Annotated in this window: 10 protein-coding genes; 7 read left to right on the top strand and 3 right to left on the bottom strand. The window is 70.7% G+C overall.

Annotated features, from left to right (window positions below; genetic code table 11):
• The first annotated feature begins 207 nt into the window (after nucleotides 1-207).
• The 4 genes from DK412_RS29695 (at nucleotide 208) to DK412_RS30485 (ending at nucleotide 3723) form a co-directional block, all read left to right on the top strand.
• Nucleotides 208-1245 (top strand): PAS domain-containing protein, encoded by a 1038-nt coding sequence (locus tag DK412_RS29695; protein WP_280954000.1) that lies wholly within the window; start codon nucleotides 208-210, stop codon nucleotides 1243-1245.
• The gene (locus tag DK412_RS29700; RefSeq protein WP_109974937.1) at nucleotides 1242-1658 is read left to right on the top strand and encodes a response regulator; all 417 of its coding nucleotides are present in this window, start codon (nucleotides 1242-1244) and stop codon (nucleotides 1656-1658) included. Before DK412_RS29695 ends, DK412_RS29700 begins: the two co-directional genes overlap by 4 nt.
• Before the next feature lie 228 nt (nucleotides 1659-1886).
• Nucleotides 1887-3212: a S8 family serine peptidase gene (locus tag DK412_RS29705; RefSeq protein ID WP_109974938.1), complete on the top strand. Its 1326-nt coding sequence runs from the start codon at nucleotides 1887-1889 to the stop codon at nucleotides 3210-3212.
• Between the two features lie 268 nt (nucleotides 3213-3480).
• Nucleotides 3481-3723 (top strand): hypothetical protein, encoded by a 243-nt coding sequence (locus DK412_RS30485; RefSeq protein ID WP_162596348.1) that lies wholly within the window; start codon nucleotides 3481-3483, stop codon nucleotides 3721-3723.
• A gap of 130 nt (nucleotides 3724-3853) precedes the next feature.
• Here the strand turns inward: DK412_RS30485 and mutS are convergent, their stop codons facing one another.
• Nucleotides 3854-6631 carry a DNA mismatch repair protein MutS gene (gene mutS, locus DK412_RS29710; protein ID WP_109974939.1) on the bottom strand — a complete coding sequence of 926 codons (2778 nt, stop codon included), beginning with the start codon at nucleotides 6629-6631 and terminating at the stop codon, nucleotides 3854-3856.
• A gap of 244 nt (nucleotides 6632-6875) precedes the next feature.
• On the opposite strand from mutS, the gene DK412_RS29715 reads away from it, so the two are divergent.
• A complete protein-coding gene (locus tag DK412_RS29715; protein WP_109974940.1) occupies nucleotides 6876-9167 on the top strand; it encodes an NADP-dependent malic enzyme in 2292 nt (763 codons plus the stop codon).
• 212 nt (nucleotides 9168-9379) lie between these two features.
• Here DK412_RS29715 and DK412_RS29720 read toward each other — a convergent pair whose 3' ends face one another.
• Nucleotides 9380-9964 (bottom strand): metallophosphoesterase, encoded by a 585-nt coding sequence (locus DK412_RS29720; RefSeq protein WP_109974941.1) that lies wholly within the window; start codon nucleotides 9962-9964, stop codon nucleotides 9380-9382.
• 151 nt (nucleotides 9965-10115) lie between these two features.
• On the bottom strand, nucleotides 10116-10379 hold the full coding sequence (locus DK412_RS29725; RefSeq protein WP_109974942.1) for a hypothetical protein: 264 nt from the start codon (nucleotides 10377-10379) through the stop codon (nucleotides 10116-10118).
• 260 nt (nucleotides 10380-10639) lie between these two features.
• On the opposite strand from DK412_RS29725, the gene DK412_RS29730 reads away from it, so the two are divergent.
• Both DK412_RS29730 and DK412_RS29735 read left to right on the top strand, forming a co-directional pair.
• Nucleotides 10640-12613: an EAL domain-containing protein gene (locus tag DK412_RS29730; protein ID WP_109974943.1), complete on the top strand. Its 1974-nt coding sequence runs from the start codon at nucleotides 10640-10642 to the stop codon at nucleotides 12611-12613.
• A gap of 208 nt (nucleotides 12614-12821) precedes the next feature.
• Nucleotides 12822-14027 (top strand): fumarylacetoacetate hydrolase family protein, encoded by a 1206-nt coding sequence (locus DK412_RS29735; protein WP_109974944.1) that lies wholly within the window; start codon nucleotides 12822-12824, stop codon nucleotides 14025-14027.
• Nucleotides 14028-14055 lie beyond the last annotated feature (28 nt).

The following is a 14055-nucleotide window of genomic DNA, read 5'->3' on the forward strand; positions in this document are numbered from 1 at the left end:
CCCCGGGTCGCGGGTTCGCTGAGTCGGATGGGGCCACGGCCCCGCTCCGCCGCGGATCGTCCCGGCGGAGCCGAGCCGCGGACGGGCGGGTTGCGGATGATCGGGTTGGACGCTCCGAGGCAGGCCGGGACGAGGACGATACGCGGGGACGAGTCATCACTTCCGGGGGCGTCGTCCCGGGATGCATCCTCCGCGGATGCGCCCTTCCTGGCCGCCTTCCGCGCCAGTGCGACGCCGATGGTGATGACCGACCCCGCGCTCCCCGACAACCCGATCGTGTTCGCCAACGACGCCTTCTGCCGACTGACCGGCTACGCGGCCGACGAGGTGATCGGCCGCAACTGCCGCTTCCTGCAGGGTCCCGACACCGACCCCTCGGTGATCGACCTGGTGCGGGACGCGGTGGCCCGGGGCGAGCCCGTGCGGGTCGATCTCCTGAACTACCGCAAGGACGGGCATCCGTTCTGGAACGACATGACCCTCACCCCGGTGCGGGACGAGACCGGCGCCCTGCGCTCCTACTTCGCGGTGCTCACCGACGTCACCCGGACCCGCCAGGCCGAGCGGACGCTGTCGCGGGAGAAGGACGGCCTCGCCCACGACCTCGAGGCGCGCAACCGGGCGCTCCAGACCGCCCTCGACCAGCAGACCGCCCTGCTGCACGAGGTCGACCACCGGGTGAAGAACAACCTCCAGGTCATCTCCTCCCTCGTGCTGCTCAAGGCGCGGCGGGCCCGCGACCCGGCCTGCCGCGACGTGCTGCGCAGCATGGCCGACCGGATCGGCGCGCTCGCCACCGCCCACCGCCTGCTCTACGCGGTGAGCGACGTCGCCCGGTTCGACCTGCGCGACTTCGCCGCCGATTTCGCCGCCGACCTCGAAGCCGGGCTCGACCCGGACCGCATCGCCCTCACGGTCGACGTCGCGGCGGTGGCGGTGCCGGCCTCGATGGCCGCGCCCCTGGCCCTCCTGGTGCACGAGCTCGCCGTCAACGCGGTCCGGCACGGCTTCCCGGGCGACCGGAGCGGCCACGTCGCCATCACGGCGCGGGCGGAGGGCGAGCGCCTGATCCTCGAGGTCCGCGACGACGGCGTCGGCTTGGGGAGCCAACCCGACAATCCCGAGGGCTTCGGCCGCGACCTCGTCGGCATGCTGGTGCGCCAGCTGCGCGGCAGCCTCACTCTCGAAGACCTGGAGCCCGGCACACGCGCCCAGGTGGTCCTCCCGCTGGGCGGCGGGCATTGAGCGCGGGAGGCCTGCGGGTCCTGATCGTCGAGGACGAGGCGTTCATCGCCCTCGAACTCGAATGCCTGCTGGAGGAGGCCGGCTACGTCCCGGTCGGCGTCGCGACCCGCTCGGGCGAGGCGATCGCGCTCGCCCGCGACCTCTCCCCCGACATCGCCCTCGTCGACATCCACCTCGCCGACGGCCCGACCGGCGTCGCGGTGGCGCAGGCCCTGAGCGCGCAGGCGGGCACCACGGTGCTCTTCACCACCGCCAACGCCAAGCGCGTGCCGCCGGATTTCGCGGGAGCGGCCGGGATCATCGCCAAGCCCTATTCCGAGCGGGTGATCCGCGCGGCTTTGGCCTACGTGGCGGGGCGGTATCACGGCGGGGCGCCGACGGAGGCGCCGGATGGGGTGGTCCTGGCGCCTTAGGTCGCGAGCCCAACAGATGTGATCGAACTCTTTTGATTATTATCAATATAAAGATCAATACGGACCGATGATAAGATATTTTCTCTCCATCTTCATTTTCTAGATATCAAATACTATCTATATCTCTAATATAATCAAGTAATAAATCTAATTGTTTTTCACTTGATGCACATAATATCAGCATGATATCGCATCTTCCGTCAATTTATTGACGAAAGAGATCAAGCTATGACTTTGAAAAACAGTTTTCCAGAACCGCCCCGTCCGCAGCCAACTGGACGTTACATCGTCACCTTCGATACCAGCATCGAAACGGCACAGGCGCAGACACTCATCGAGAACCGAACCGGCATCCGCACATTCGACATGCGCGAGATCGGGGATACGCGACTACAGGAGCCAGGCGCCGCCGCTCCGGAGGGCGGTGCTATCATCGAACGATTCAAGGTCGCGGTCATCCAACCCCAGGACGGCATCGGCGCACGCATGGCGAGCCTCCGGGCCGAGAGCGGCGTGAAGGAGGTGCGACCGGAATTCTATCTCTTCGCGATCAATGAACTCGAGCGGCGCTACGCGGCGTGGGTTCGGGAGGGGCTCTCGATCCTGGCGAACGGCTTTCCCGAGGCGGCTGCACCCGTGACAGCAGCGGCCGAGAGGGCGGCAGCCGAGGCGGCGGCCTTTGCCGACACCGACCAGTTCACTTGGGGTCTTCAGGCCGTCGGCGCCGATCGCACGCCCTACACCGGCAAGGGGGTGCGGGTGGCGGTCCTCGCTACCGGTCTCAATTTCCATCATCCCGATTTCGCCGGGCGTGCGATCGTCAGCCAGAGCTTCGTACCGGACCACTCGGTACAGGACGTTCAAGGACACGGCACCCATACGGCTGGCACCCTCGCCGGGCCGGCCGTGTCGAAGGTCGGCCGGCGCTACGGCGTGGCGCCGGACGTCGAACTTCATATCGGCAAGGTCCTCGACGATCGCGGCGCCGGGGCCGAGTTCGATGTCGTCGACGGCATGAACTGGGCGATCGACCAGAAATGCGCCGTCATCTCGATGTCCGCCGGCCGGCCGACGCGGCCGAACGAAACCTTCGACTCCCTCTACGAGCGCGCCGGGCGCGCGGCGCTCAAGGAGAACTGCCTGATCATCGCGGCCGCCGGCAACGAGAGCGCCCGCGACTACGGCTACATCGCCCCCATCGGTGCGCCAGCCAACTCCCCGTCGATCATGGCCGTGGGAGCCGTCGATCCAAGGCTCAAGGTCGCCCCCTTCTCCTGCGGAGCGGTGAACGAGGACGGGAAGGCGCTCGATCTCGTCGGGCCGGGCATGTCGGTCTACTCGGCCTTCCCCGAGCCCCGACAGTCGCGTACCCTACAGGGCACCAGCATGGCCTGCCCGCACATCGCCGGCGTCGCGGCGCTGCTCGCCGAGTCGAGCCCATCCCTGCGTGGTGCCAGCCTGCGGCAGGCGCTGATCGCCGCCGCACGTGAGATCGGCCCGGCGCGCGATTATGGCCACGGCCTCGTCCAGGCTCTCCGGAGCGTCGGCGTCTGATAGGGATTCCGAAGGTTATCGCCGTCATCTTTCGTTGAACCCGCGCGGAGCGCGTGGCTCCGCGCGCCCGACCGCATCCAAACTCCCTCTCGCCGTCACCGGTCGAAGATCGTCGCGTGAGACACGCTTCGCCCGCGCCGACGGCCAGCCGACGGACGACGCGAGAGATCGAGTCGGGCAAACGAGCATGAGGCCTCGCGCCAGCTTGCGCGCGGGGTCGAATCGACCGACATTGACGCTATATGCCATGTCAAGATGGAGAACTGCCATGACAGACATTGGAATGGTCATTATGGTCGAAGATGAAAATCACGCCGACATCAAGGAGGTTGCCAAGTCTCTTGAAGCTAAAGGGCTGCACATACTAAAGACAATTCCACGCTTCAGGACAATTTTTGGCACAAGCGATATTGGGCAGATCGCGGCCTTCAAGAGCGTTGCAGGAGTCGAAGCGGTTCGACCGCAGGAAAACTTTCAGTTACCGCCAATGGACGATCAAATCCCGCAATAGACACTATTTTGCGATCGATCAAATGACGAGTCATCAACGACGGTGTACGATCGATGCGACGGAGCCACCCGGCCGCAGCGCGGCCGGGTGGGGACGGCGGTGATTGCCGCACCCATCAGAGGCACTCCGCTCACCCCTCTCGACGCGCCGCCTTGAGCCGATAGAGCGTGTCCAGCGCCTCCCGCGGGCTCAAGGAATCCGGGTCGATCCCGTCGAGCATCAGGCCGACCGGGTCGGGCGTCTCCACCACCACCGGGGCCGGCGGCGGGGCGGCGGGCATCGCGGAGAAGAGGGGCAAGTCGGCGGGGGCTTTCCGCCGGCCGGAACCGCCCTCCCCCCGTTCCAGCTCGGCGAGCAAGGCCTTGGCGCGCGCGATCACCGGTGCCGGCAGGCCGGCCAGCCGTGCGACCTGGAGGCCGTAGGAGCGGTCGGCGGCGCCAGGCACCACCTCGTGCAGGAAGACCACGTCGCCCTTCCACTCGGTCACCTTGAGGGTGGCGTTGGAGAGCCGGTCGAGGCGCTGGGCGAGCGCGGTCAGCTCGTGGAAATGCGTCGCGAACAGGGCCCGGCAGCCATTGGCGCCGTGCAGGTGCTCCAGGCAGGCCCAGGCGATCGAGAGGCCGTCGAAGGTCGCGGTGCCGCGGCCGATCTCGTCGAGCACCACGAGCGAGCGGCGGGTCGCCTGGTTGAGGATCGCGGCGGTCTCGACCATCTCGACCATGAAGGTCGAGTGGCCGCGCGCCAGGTCGTCGGCGGCGCCGACGCGGGAGAAGAGCCGGTCGACGAGGCCGAGATGGGCCGAGGCCGCCGGCACGTAGGCGCCCATCTGGGCGAGCACGGCGATGAGCGCGTTCTGGCGCAGGAAGGTCGACTTGCCGCCCATGTTCGGGCCGGTGACGAGGAGGATCTGACCGGCCTTGTCGCCGGAGAGATCGCAGGCATTGGCGATGAACGCCTCGCCGGCACGGGTCAGGGCCGCCTCGACGACCGGGTGGCGCCCGCCCTCGATCCGGAAGGCGAGCCCGTCGTCGACGACCGGCCTCGTCCAGTTCAGCTCGACGGCGAGTTCCGCGTGCGAGGCGGCGACGTCGAGGGCCGCCAGCGCGCTCGCCGCCGCGACGATCGAATCGGATTCGGCCATCACGGCCTTGGACAGGGTCTCGAAGATCTCGAGTTCGAGGGAAAGGCCGCGCCCGGCGGCGTTGGCGATCTTCGTCTCCAGCTCGCCCAGCTCGACGCTGGTGAAGCGCATCGCGTCCACCATGGTCTGGCGGTGGACGAAGGTGGCGCGCCAGGGATCCTTCAGCAGGGTCTCGCCGAAGGCCTGCGGCACCTCGATGTAGTAGCCGAGCAGGTTGTTGTGCTTGATCCGGAGCGTCCGGCAGCCGGTCTCGGACGCGTAGCGGGCCTGGAGCCCGGCCACCACCTGGCGCGAATCGCGCTGGAGCGTGCGGGATTCGTCGAGTTCCGCCCGGTAGCCCTCGCGCACGAAGCCGCCGTCGCGGCGCTGGAGCGGCAGGTCGTCGGCGAGCGCGCCGGCCAGCTCGTCGGCGAGCCCCTCGTCGAGCCCGGCGAGGATGCGGGCGGCCTTGCCGATCTCGCCCGGCAGCGCGCCGGCCCCGGCCAGCGCCGTCGCGATGCCGCGGGCGGCGAGCAACCCGTCGCGGAGCGCCGCGAGGTCGCGGGGACCGGCGCGGCCCAGCCCGATCCGGGTCAGCGCCCGGGCCATGTCGGGCGCGCGGGCGAGCTCGGCCCGGAGTTCGGCCCGCAAGCCACCCTCGCCCACCAGGAACTCCACCGCGTCGTGGCGGCGCCGGATCAGCGCGAGGTCGGTCGAGGGACCGGCGAGCCGCTCGGCCAAGAGTCGCGCGCCGGCCCCGCCCACCGTGCGGTCGATGGCGGCGAGCAGGCTCCCGGCCCGTTCGCCCGACAGGGTGCGGGTGAGTTCGAGGTTCTGGCGCGTCGCCGCGTCGATCATCAGGCTCGCGCCGGCGGCCTGGCGGGCCGGCGGGCTCAAGGTCACCTTGGCGCCGAGCTGCGTGCGGGCGATGTAGTGCAGGACGGCGCCCGCCGCCGCGATCTCGACCCGGCTGAAGGTGCCGAAGCCGTCGAGGGTCTGGACGCCGAACTGCTCCTTGAGCGCCCGCTCGGCGGAGGCCGGATCGACGTCGCCGCGGCCGACCGGCGTCACGGCGGCGCGGGTGTCGCGCCACAGGCGCGCGAGGTCGGGATCCTGGTGGATGGCGTCGGCCATCACGATCTCGCGCGGGTCGAGCCGGGCGATCTCGGCTGAAAGCCCCGTGCCCTCGACCTCGCCGAGGGAGAAACGCCCGGTCGAGATGTCGACGGCGGCGAGACCGTAGGCCCAGCTCGAATCCGAGGCGCGCCGGCGCGAGAGCGCCAGGAGCACGTTGGCCCGGCCGGGATCGAGCAGGCGGTCCTCGGTGATGGTGCCCGGCGTCACGAGGCGCACCACCTCGCGCCGCACCACCGACTTGCCGCCGCGCTTCTTCGCCTCGGCCGGATCCTCGGTCTGCTCGCAGACCGCGACCCGGTGGCCGAGCCCGATCAGGCGCTGGAGATAATCGTCCGAGCGCTCCACCGGCACGCCGCACATCGGGATGTCGGCGCCGCCATGCTTGCCCCGGCGGGTGAGCACGATGCCGAGGGCCCGCGAGGCGATCTCGGCATCCTCGAAGAACAGCTCGTAGAAGTCCCCCATGCGGTAGAACAGCAGGGAATCGGGGTTCGCCGCCTTGATCTCGATGTACTGCGCCATCATCGGCGAGACCTTGGCCTGGTCGTCGGCGGGAGCGGCGCGCCGGCCGCGGGCGGGCGGCGGCGGGGCCTCGGCGAAGTCGAAGGGCTCGTCGCGCAGGAGGCGGCCGGTGTCGCTGTCCATCGTCATGAGATCTCGGGCCGGTGACCTTGGGCTGAAATCGGATCCGCGGCGATCCTAGTCGGCCAGACTAACAGAGGCCGGCGGCCAGGCTCCAGGCCGGCACTACGGGGAAGATGGGGATGGTCGTCCCCGCTGAAAATAGCGCCAGACTGCTCGTCGGCGCCGCAGCTCCGCTTGAGCCGGTCGGATCATGGCCCTAAGGGACGGGTCCCGCCGTCAGCGTGAACCGTCGCCGAAAGAAGAGCTTGGCATGAGCGAGTCCCGTCCCGTCACCCGCCGCAAGCGCCCGACCTTCACCGACCAGGAGGCGCTGCAATTCCACCAGCAGGGCCGCCCGGGCAAGCTGGAGGTGGTGGCGACGAAGCCGATGGCGACGCAGCGCGACCTGTCGCTCGCCTATTCGCCCGGCGTCGCCGTGCCGGTGCTCGCCATCGCCGACGATCCGGCGCTGGCCTACGACTACACCGCCAAGGGCAACCTCGTGGCGGTGATCTCGAACGGCACCGCGATCCTCGGCCTCGGCAACCGCGGCGCGCTCGCCTCGAAGCCCGTGATGGAGGGCAAGGCGGTCCTGTTCAAGCGCTTCGCCGACATCGACTCCTTCGACCTCGAGGTCGGGACGGAGGATGCCGACGCGTTCATCAACTGCGTGCGCTACCTCGGACCCACCTTCGGCGGCATCAACCTGGAGGACATCAAGGCCCCCGAGTGCTTCATCATCGAGGAGCGCCTGCGGGAACTGATGGACATCCCGGTCTTCCACGACGACCAGCACGGCACCGCGATCATCTCGGCGGCGGGCATCATCAACGCCCTGCACCTGACCGGCCGCGACATTTCCGAGGCCCGCCTCGTCGTCAACGGCGCGGGGGCGGCGGGCATCGCCTGCATCGAGCTCGTCAAGGCGCTGGGCTTCCGCTCCGAGAACGTGATCCTGTGCGACACCAAGGGCGTGGTGTTCCAGGGCCGCACCGAGGGCATGAACCAGTGGAAGTCGGCCCATGCGGTCGCGACCTCGAAGCGCACGCTGGCCGAGGCGATGGACGGCGCCGACATCGTGTTCGGCCTGTCGGTCAAGGGCGCCTTCACGCCTGAGATGATCGCCTCGATGGCGCCGCAGCCGATCATCTTCGCGATGGCGAATCCCGATCCGGAGATCACCGTCGAGGAGGTGACCCAGGTCCGCGACGACGCCATCGTGGCGACCGGGCGCTCGGACTACCCGAACCAGGTCAACAACGTCCTCGGCTTCCCCTACATCTTCCGCGGCGCGCTCGACGTGCACGCGACCACGATCAACATGGAGATGAAGATCGCGGCGGCGCAGGCGCTCGCCGCGCTCGCCCGCGAGGACGTGCCGGACGAGGTCGCGGCGGCCTACCAGGGCGCGCGGCCGCGCTTCGGGCGCGAGTACATCATCCCGGTGCCGTTCGATCCCCGCCTGATCCACACCGTGCCGCCGGCGGTGGCCAAGGCCGCGATGGAGACCGGCGTCGCCCGCAAGCCCATCGACAACATGGACCGCTATCGGGCCCAGCTCTCGGCGCGGCGCGACCCCGTCGCCGGCACCCTCAACCGGGTGTTCGAGCGGGTGCGCAAGTTCCCCAAGCGCGTCGTCTTCGCCGAGGGCGAGGAGGAGGTGGTGATCCGCGCCGCGGTGTCGTTCGTCAACCAGGGCCTCGGTACCGCGATCCTGGTCGGCCGCGAGGACCGGGTGATGGCGAACGCCGAGGCCGCCGGCATCGACCTCTCGGGCCGCGACAACATCGAGATCCACAACGCCGCGAAGTCGCACCGCAACAGCGTCTACGCGCAGTTCCTCTACGCCCGGATGCAGCGCAAGGGCTACCTGTTCCGCGACTGCCAGCGCCTGATCAACCAGGACCGCAACCACTTCGCCGCCTCGATGGTGGCCCTCGGCGACGCCGACGCGATGGTGACCGGCACCACCCGCAACTACTCGATCGCCCTCGAGGACGTGCGCCGGGTCATCGACCACAAGCCCGGCCACCGGGTGATCGGCATCTCGCTCTGCCTCGCCCGCGGCCGCGTGGTGCTGGTCGCCGACACGGCGATCCACGAGATGCCGAGCGCCGAGGAGCTCGCCGGCATCGCCATCGAGGCGGCGGGCGTGGCGCGCCGCCTCGGCTACGAGCCGCGGGTGGCGATGCTGTCCTTCTCGACCTTCGGCTTCCCCAAGGCCGAGCGCGCCGAGAAGGTGCAGGAGGCAGTCAAGATCCTCGACGGCATGCGGGTCGACTTCGAGTATGACGGCGAGATGGCGGCCGACGTGGCGCTGAACAAGGACCTGCTCGCCCAGTATCCGTTCAGCCGCCTCAAGCAGCCGGCCAACGTCCTGGTGATGCCGGCCTTCCACTCGGCCTCGATCTCCACCAAGATGCTGCAGGAGCTCGGCGGCGCCCAGGTGCTCGGGCCGCTGATCGTCGGCCTCGACAAGGCGGTGCAGATCGTCCCGCTCGGGGCGACCGATTCCGACCTCGTCAACATGGCGGCGCTGGCGGCGTACAACATCGGCGGGTGATCGCCGGCCCGGAGCCCGATGGGCTCCGTTTCCCCCATCCACCCCCTCATCCTGAGGTGTCGGCGATCGGAGATCGCGCACGATCGCAGATCGACTGACCTAGAAGGAGGCCTCCAGGGATCGCAGAGGCTTCTGGAGGCCTCCTTCGAGGCCGCTACGCGGCGCCTCAGGATGAGGTCGTGGGTGGGGAAAAACTCTTTGACTCGACACTCTCAATCGCCGCCCGCCGCGCGGGCGGCCTCCTCCCGCGCCCGGTCCCGGGCCAGTTCCTCCGGCACCAGCGTCGCGGCGTCCTGGCGCGCGGCGAGCGCCGCGAGGCGCACCGGACGGTACTCCCAGGCATCGACCCCGACATCGCAGGAGCGGATGGTGTCGGGCAGCGTGCCGTGGGTGTGCCCGTAGAGGTGCCGGGTGCCGCGCCACAGGCCGGGCCAGGCCCGGTGGGCGTAGTGCGCGAGGAACAGCCGCCACTCGCGGCCGTCCTCCCGCAGGGTGATCCGCGCGCTCTCGACCGGCGGGTCGGCCCAGGGCAGGTCGAGCACGCGATTGCTGTCGTGGTTGCCGCGGACCAGGCGCTTGACGCCGTTCAACCGGGAAAAGACCGCCGCGCAATGCTCGCGCTCGGCATGGGCCGCGAAGTCGCCGACGTGCCAGACCTCGTCCTCGGGCCCGACCACGGCGTTCCAGTTCGCCACCAGGGTCTCGTCGTGCTCCGCGAGCGAGGCGAACCGGCGGCCGCGCTGGCGCAGGATGTGGGCATCGCCGAAATGCGTGTCGGCGGTGAAGAAGACGGCCATGCGTGTTCAGGTTCGCCCGCGTGACGGATGCGGGAACAGATGGGGCGAGCGGACGCGCCGGCACGGGACGGATCGCCGCGCCGGCGGATTCGCCGCCCGCCATCGCAGGGCGGGTGGTCCCGGCGGTCGAGGGACCGCCGGACGCCGAGCCTCAGTAATTGTAGCCCCGGGCCGGGCCGTAGCCGTCGCGCGGGCGCACGCGGGCGCCGTAATCGACGTCGCGCTGGGCCCCGCGCTTGGCGAGCGCCCGGCCGGCGAGGCAGCCCGCCACCGCACCGACGACGCCGCGCTCGGCCAGGTAATGTCCGGCGATGCCGCCGATGATCGCGCCCTTGATGCAGCCCTTCGCCTCGGCCGCGCCGACGCCCATCAGCGTCACGACCGCCACCACAGCCGCCTTCGCCACGTTCCGCATGATGCCTCCTCGCGCTCTCGTGATGCAATTAACCGCCAGGCTCGGCCACCGTTCCGCCGCGGCATCACGCGACGGGCCATGCCAGGGGCGGTCCTCGCTCCGGTACGGTGACGCCTGGTGCCATGACCTTGGCCGTATTGACCCCGGCCGGCTTGACCCGAACCGTGGTCAACGATTCTTTACCATCCGCTGTTACGGCAGCAGGGTTGACCCACCGAGGTGACATGTCAGGACCAGGCAGCCAGGGACCAGGCTCCGACATGCCGGGCGACGGCCCGGACCTGCGCGCCTCGATCCGGCGCGACCAGCTCGACGCGGTGCGCCGCAGCGTCCGGCACGCGATGCCGGTCAACGCGATCCTCGGCGCCACCAGCGCCCTCGTCGCCGCGCAGGCCGGGCACGCCGCCGCCGGCCTCGCGTGGTTCGCGGTGTCGTCGGTCGTCAACCTCACCCGCTTCGGCCTGTGCCGGGCCCCTTGCGCCGGCCTCGCCGTCCCCGAGGGCGCGCCGCCCGAGCAGGTACGAGCCGGTGCGCGCGCGATCGACCGGCACCTGCGCCTCGCTACCCTGACGGCCTTCCTGTCGGGCCTGGTCTGGTCGCTGGTGGCGCTCCTGTGCGACGGCTACACGGCGCCCCAGACCCTGTTCTACCTCGTGGTCGTCTGCGGCATCACCGCCGGAGCCGTCACCCACGGCATGGCCTTCGCGGCGATTCCCGCGAGCTTCATCACGCCGCCGCTCCTGACGGTGGCCGGCTGCCTCGCCGTCGCCGGCGAGATCGACCGGATCGGACTCGCCTTCACGGTGCTGCTCTACCTCGCGGCGCTCCTGCGCAGCGCCGTCGAGACCGAGCGGGGCTTTCGCCGCACCTCCCGGCTGAAGAACGAGGCGACGGCGCTCGCCCGCGCCCGCCAGGAGGCGCATGCGGCCGCGAGCGCGCTGGCCGACGAGATGCGCCGGCGCGCCACCCACGACGCCCTCACCGGGCTGATGAACCGGGCCGGCTTCGCGCAAGGAGCGGAAGCGCGGATCCTGCGTCCGGGGCCGGCGGCCTGCCTGATGCTGCTCGACCTCGACGGCTTCAAGTCGGTCAACGACGTCTACGGCCACTCGACCGGCGACCGCGTGCTGATCGAGGTGGCGCGGCGCCTGCGCCGGACCCTGCCGGCGGAGGCGCTGGCGGCCCGCTTCGGCGGCGACGAGTTCGCGGTCCTGTACGATCCCGCCGCCGGCCCGTCGCCGGCCGATCTCGCGGCGGCGCTGATCCAGGCCGTGGTCGAGCCGTTCGAGAGCTTCGATACCGGCCGCCTCGGCATCAGCATCGGCCTGTGCCACGCCCACGGGCCGAGCCTGACCGAGATGCTGACCTGCGCCGACGAGGCGCTCTACGCCGCCAAGGCCGCCGGGCGGAACCGCTTCCGGATCTTCGACGAGGGCCTGCGCGGACGCCTGGAGATGCGGCGCGACAGCGAGCGCGACCTCTCCCACGCGCTGGCCGAGAACGGCCTGGCGGTCTGGTTCCAGCCGATCTTCGGCGAGGGCGGCCGCCGCGTCGCCGGCCTCGAGGCCCTGGTGCGCTGGAACCACCCGGTCCACGGCTGGATCCCGCCGGGCGAGATCGTCGCCGCCGCCGCCCGGGCCGGCCTGACCGAGTCGCTCTTGCGCTTCATCCTGGAGCAGGTCTGCGGCGCGATGCAGGCCCTGCGGGCCGGCGGCGTCCCCGACATCCGGGTGGCGATGAACGTCTCGCCGCGGGAGATGGCGCAGATCCCGGTCGACGAGATCGTGCTCGACCGCCTGCGGGCGCTCGGGCTGGCCCCCGCCCTCCTCGAGATCGAGATCACCGAGGAGACCGCCCTCGACATCGAGGCGGTGCAGGGCAAGCTCGCGGCCCTCTCCCGTGCCGGGATCCGGGTGGCGCTGGACGATTTCGGCATCGGCTACTCGTCGCTGGCCTCGTTGCGCCAGTTGCGGGCCGGCCGGGTCAAGATCGACCGCAGCCTCGTTACCGGCCTGTCGGCCTCGGACGACAAGCGCGGGCTGGTCCAGGCGGTGCTGGGTCTCGGCCGGGCCCTCGGCCTCGAAGTGGTGGCCGAGGGCGTCGAGACCGCCGAGGACCTCGCCAGCCTGCGGATTCTGGGCTGCCCGTTCGTGCAGGGCTACCATCTCGGCCGCCCGGTCCCCGCCGATCAGGCGCTCCGGCAGGTCCTGGCCTGCCGCCCGGACGCGGCCTGACCACATCCGTCGCCCATCCCCGGTGAAGTCCAGCCCGGGTGTTTCATGGCCCGTGCGCGGCGGCCGCGGCGCCGGGACGACCGCGGGCGTCGATTCCGTCGGGAGAAGCCGGCAGGATCCGCTTTCCCGCCGCACCCGATCGGCTTAGGTCTCCTCTCGATGCCGCGCGCCCGCCGAACGGGCGCCGGCCCCGGGAGGAGACCAGACCATGCAGCCGATTCTCGACACCTTCGATGCCCACGCCATTCTGCCGGAGGACGGCCTCGCCGGTGCGCTGGCCGGCCGCGTCTGGCGGCCGGAGCTGAACGGCCCGAGCACCGTCGCGGTGCGGCCGGGCGCCGACGGGCGGCCGGAACTCGTCGACATCACCCGCGCCTTCCCGACCATCCGCGACCTGTGCGAGACGCCCGACCCGGCGAGCGCCCTGCGGGGCGCCGCCGGCGAGACGGTCGGCCCCCTCGACGCGGTGCTCGCCAACACGCCCCCGGACACCCGCGACGCCTCCAAGCCCTGGCTCCTGGCGCCGATCGACCTCCAGGCGGTCAAGGCCGCCGGCGTGACCTTCGCGGTCTCGATGCTGGAGCGGGTGATCGAGGAGCGGGCCCGCGGCAACCCGGACGCCGCGGCGGCGATCCGGGTCGAGGTCGGGCGCCTCGTCGGCAACGACCTGCGCCGGCTGAAGCCCGGCTCGCCCGAGGCGATGGCGCTGAAGAGCGTGCTCGTGGCGCAAGGCGCCTGGAGCCAGTACCTCGAGGTCGGCATCGGCCCCGACGCCGAGATCTTCACCAAGGCGCAGCCGCTCTCCTCCGTCGGCTGCGGCCAGGAGGCGGGCCTGCATCCGGGCTCGCAGTGGAACAACCCGGAGCCGGAAGTGGCTTTGGTGGTCGCCTCCGACCAGCGCATCGTCGGGGCGACGCTCGGCAACGACGTCAACCTGCGCGACTTCGAGGGCCGCTCGGCCCTGCTGCTGGGCAAGGCCAAGGACAACGCCGCCTCCTGCGCGCTCGGGCCGTTCGTGCGCCTGTTCGACGAGGCTTTCAGCCTCGACCATGTCCGCCGCACGGTGGTGAGCCTGGAGGTGACGGGCGAGGACGGGTTCACCCTCGCCGGGACCTCGCCCCTCGCCGAGATCAGCCGCGACCCGGCCGACCTCGTCGCGGCGATGATGGGCGGGACCCACCAGTACCCGGACGGCGCGGTGCTCTTCCTCGGCACGATGTTCGCGCCGGTCGAGGACCGCGGCGCCCCGGGCCAGGGCTTCACCCACAAGGTCGGCGACCGGGTGGTGATCCGCAGCCCGGGCCTCGGGGCGCTGGTCAACCGCATGCGCCACTGCCAGGATTGCGAGCCCTGGACCTTCGGGGCGGCGGCGCTGATGCGCAACCTCGCCGCCCGCGGGCTCCTGAACGGTTGAGAAGCCGTTCATGACGGCGCGGCCGTGA

This window comes from Methylobacterium sp. 17Sr1-1, from assembly GCF_003173775.1.
Taxonomy (GTDB): Bacteria; Pseudomonadota; Alphaproteobacteria; order Rhizobiales; family Beijerinckiaceae; genus Methylobacterium.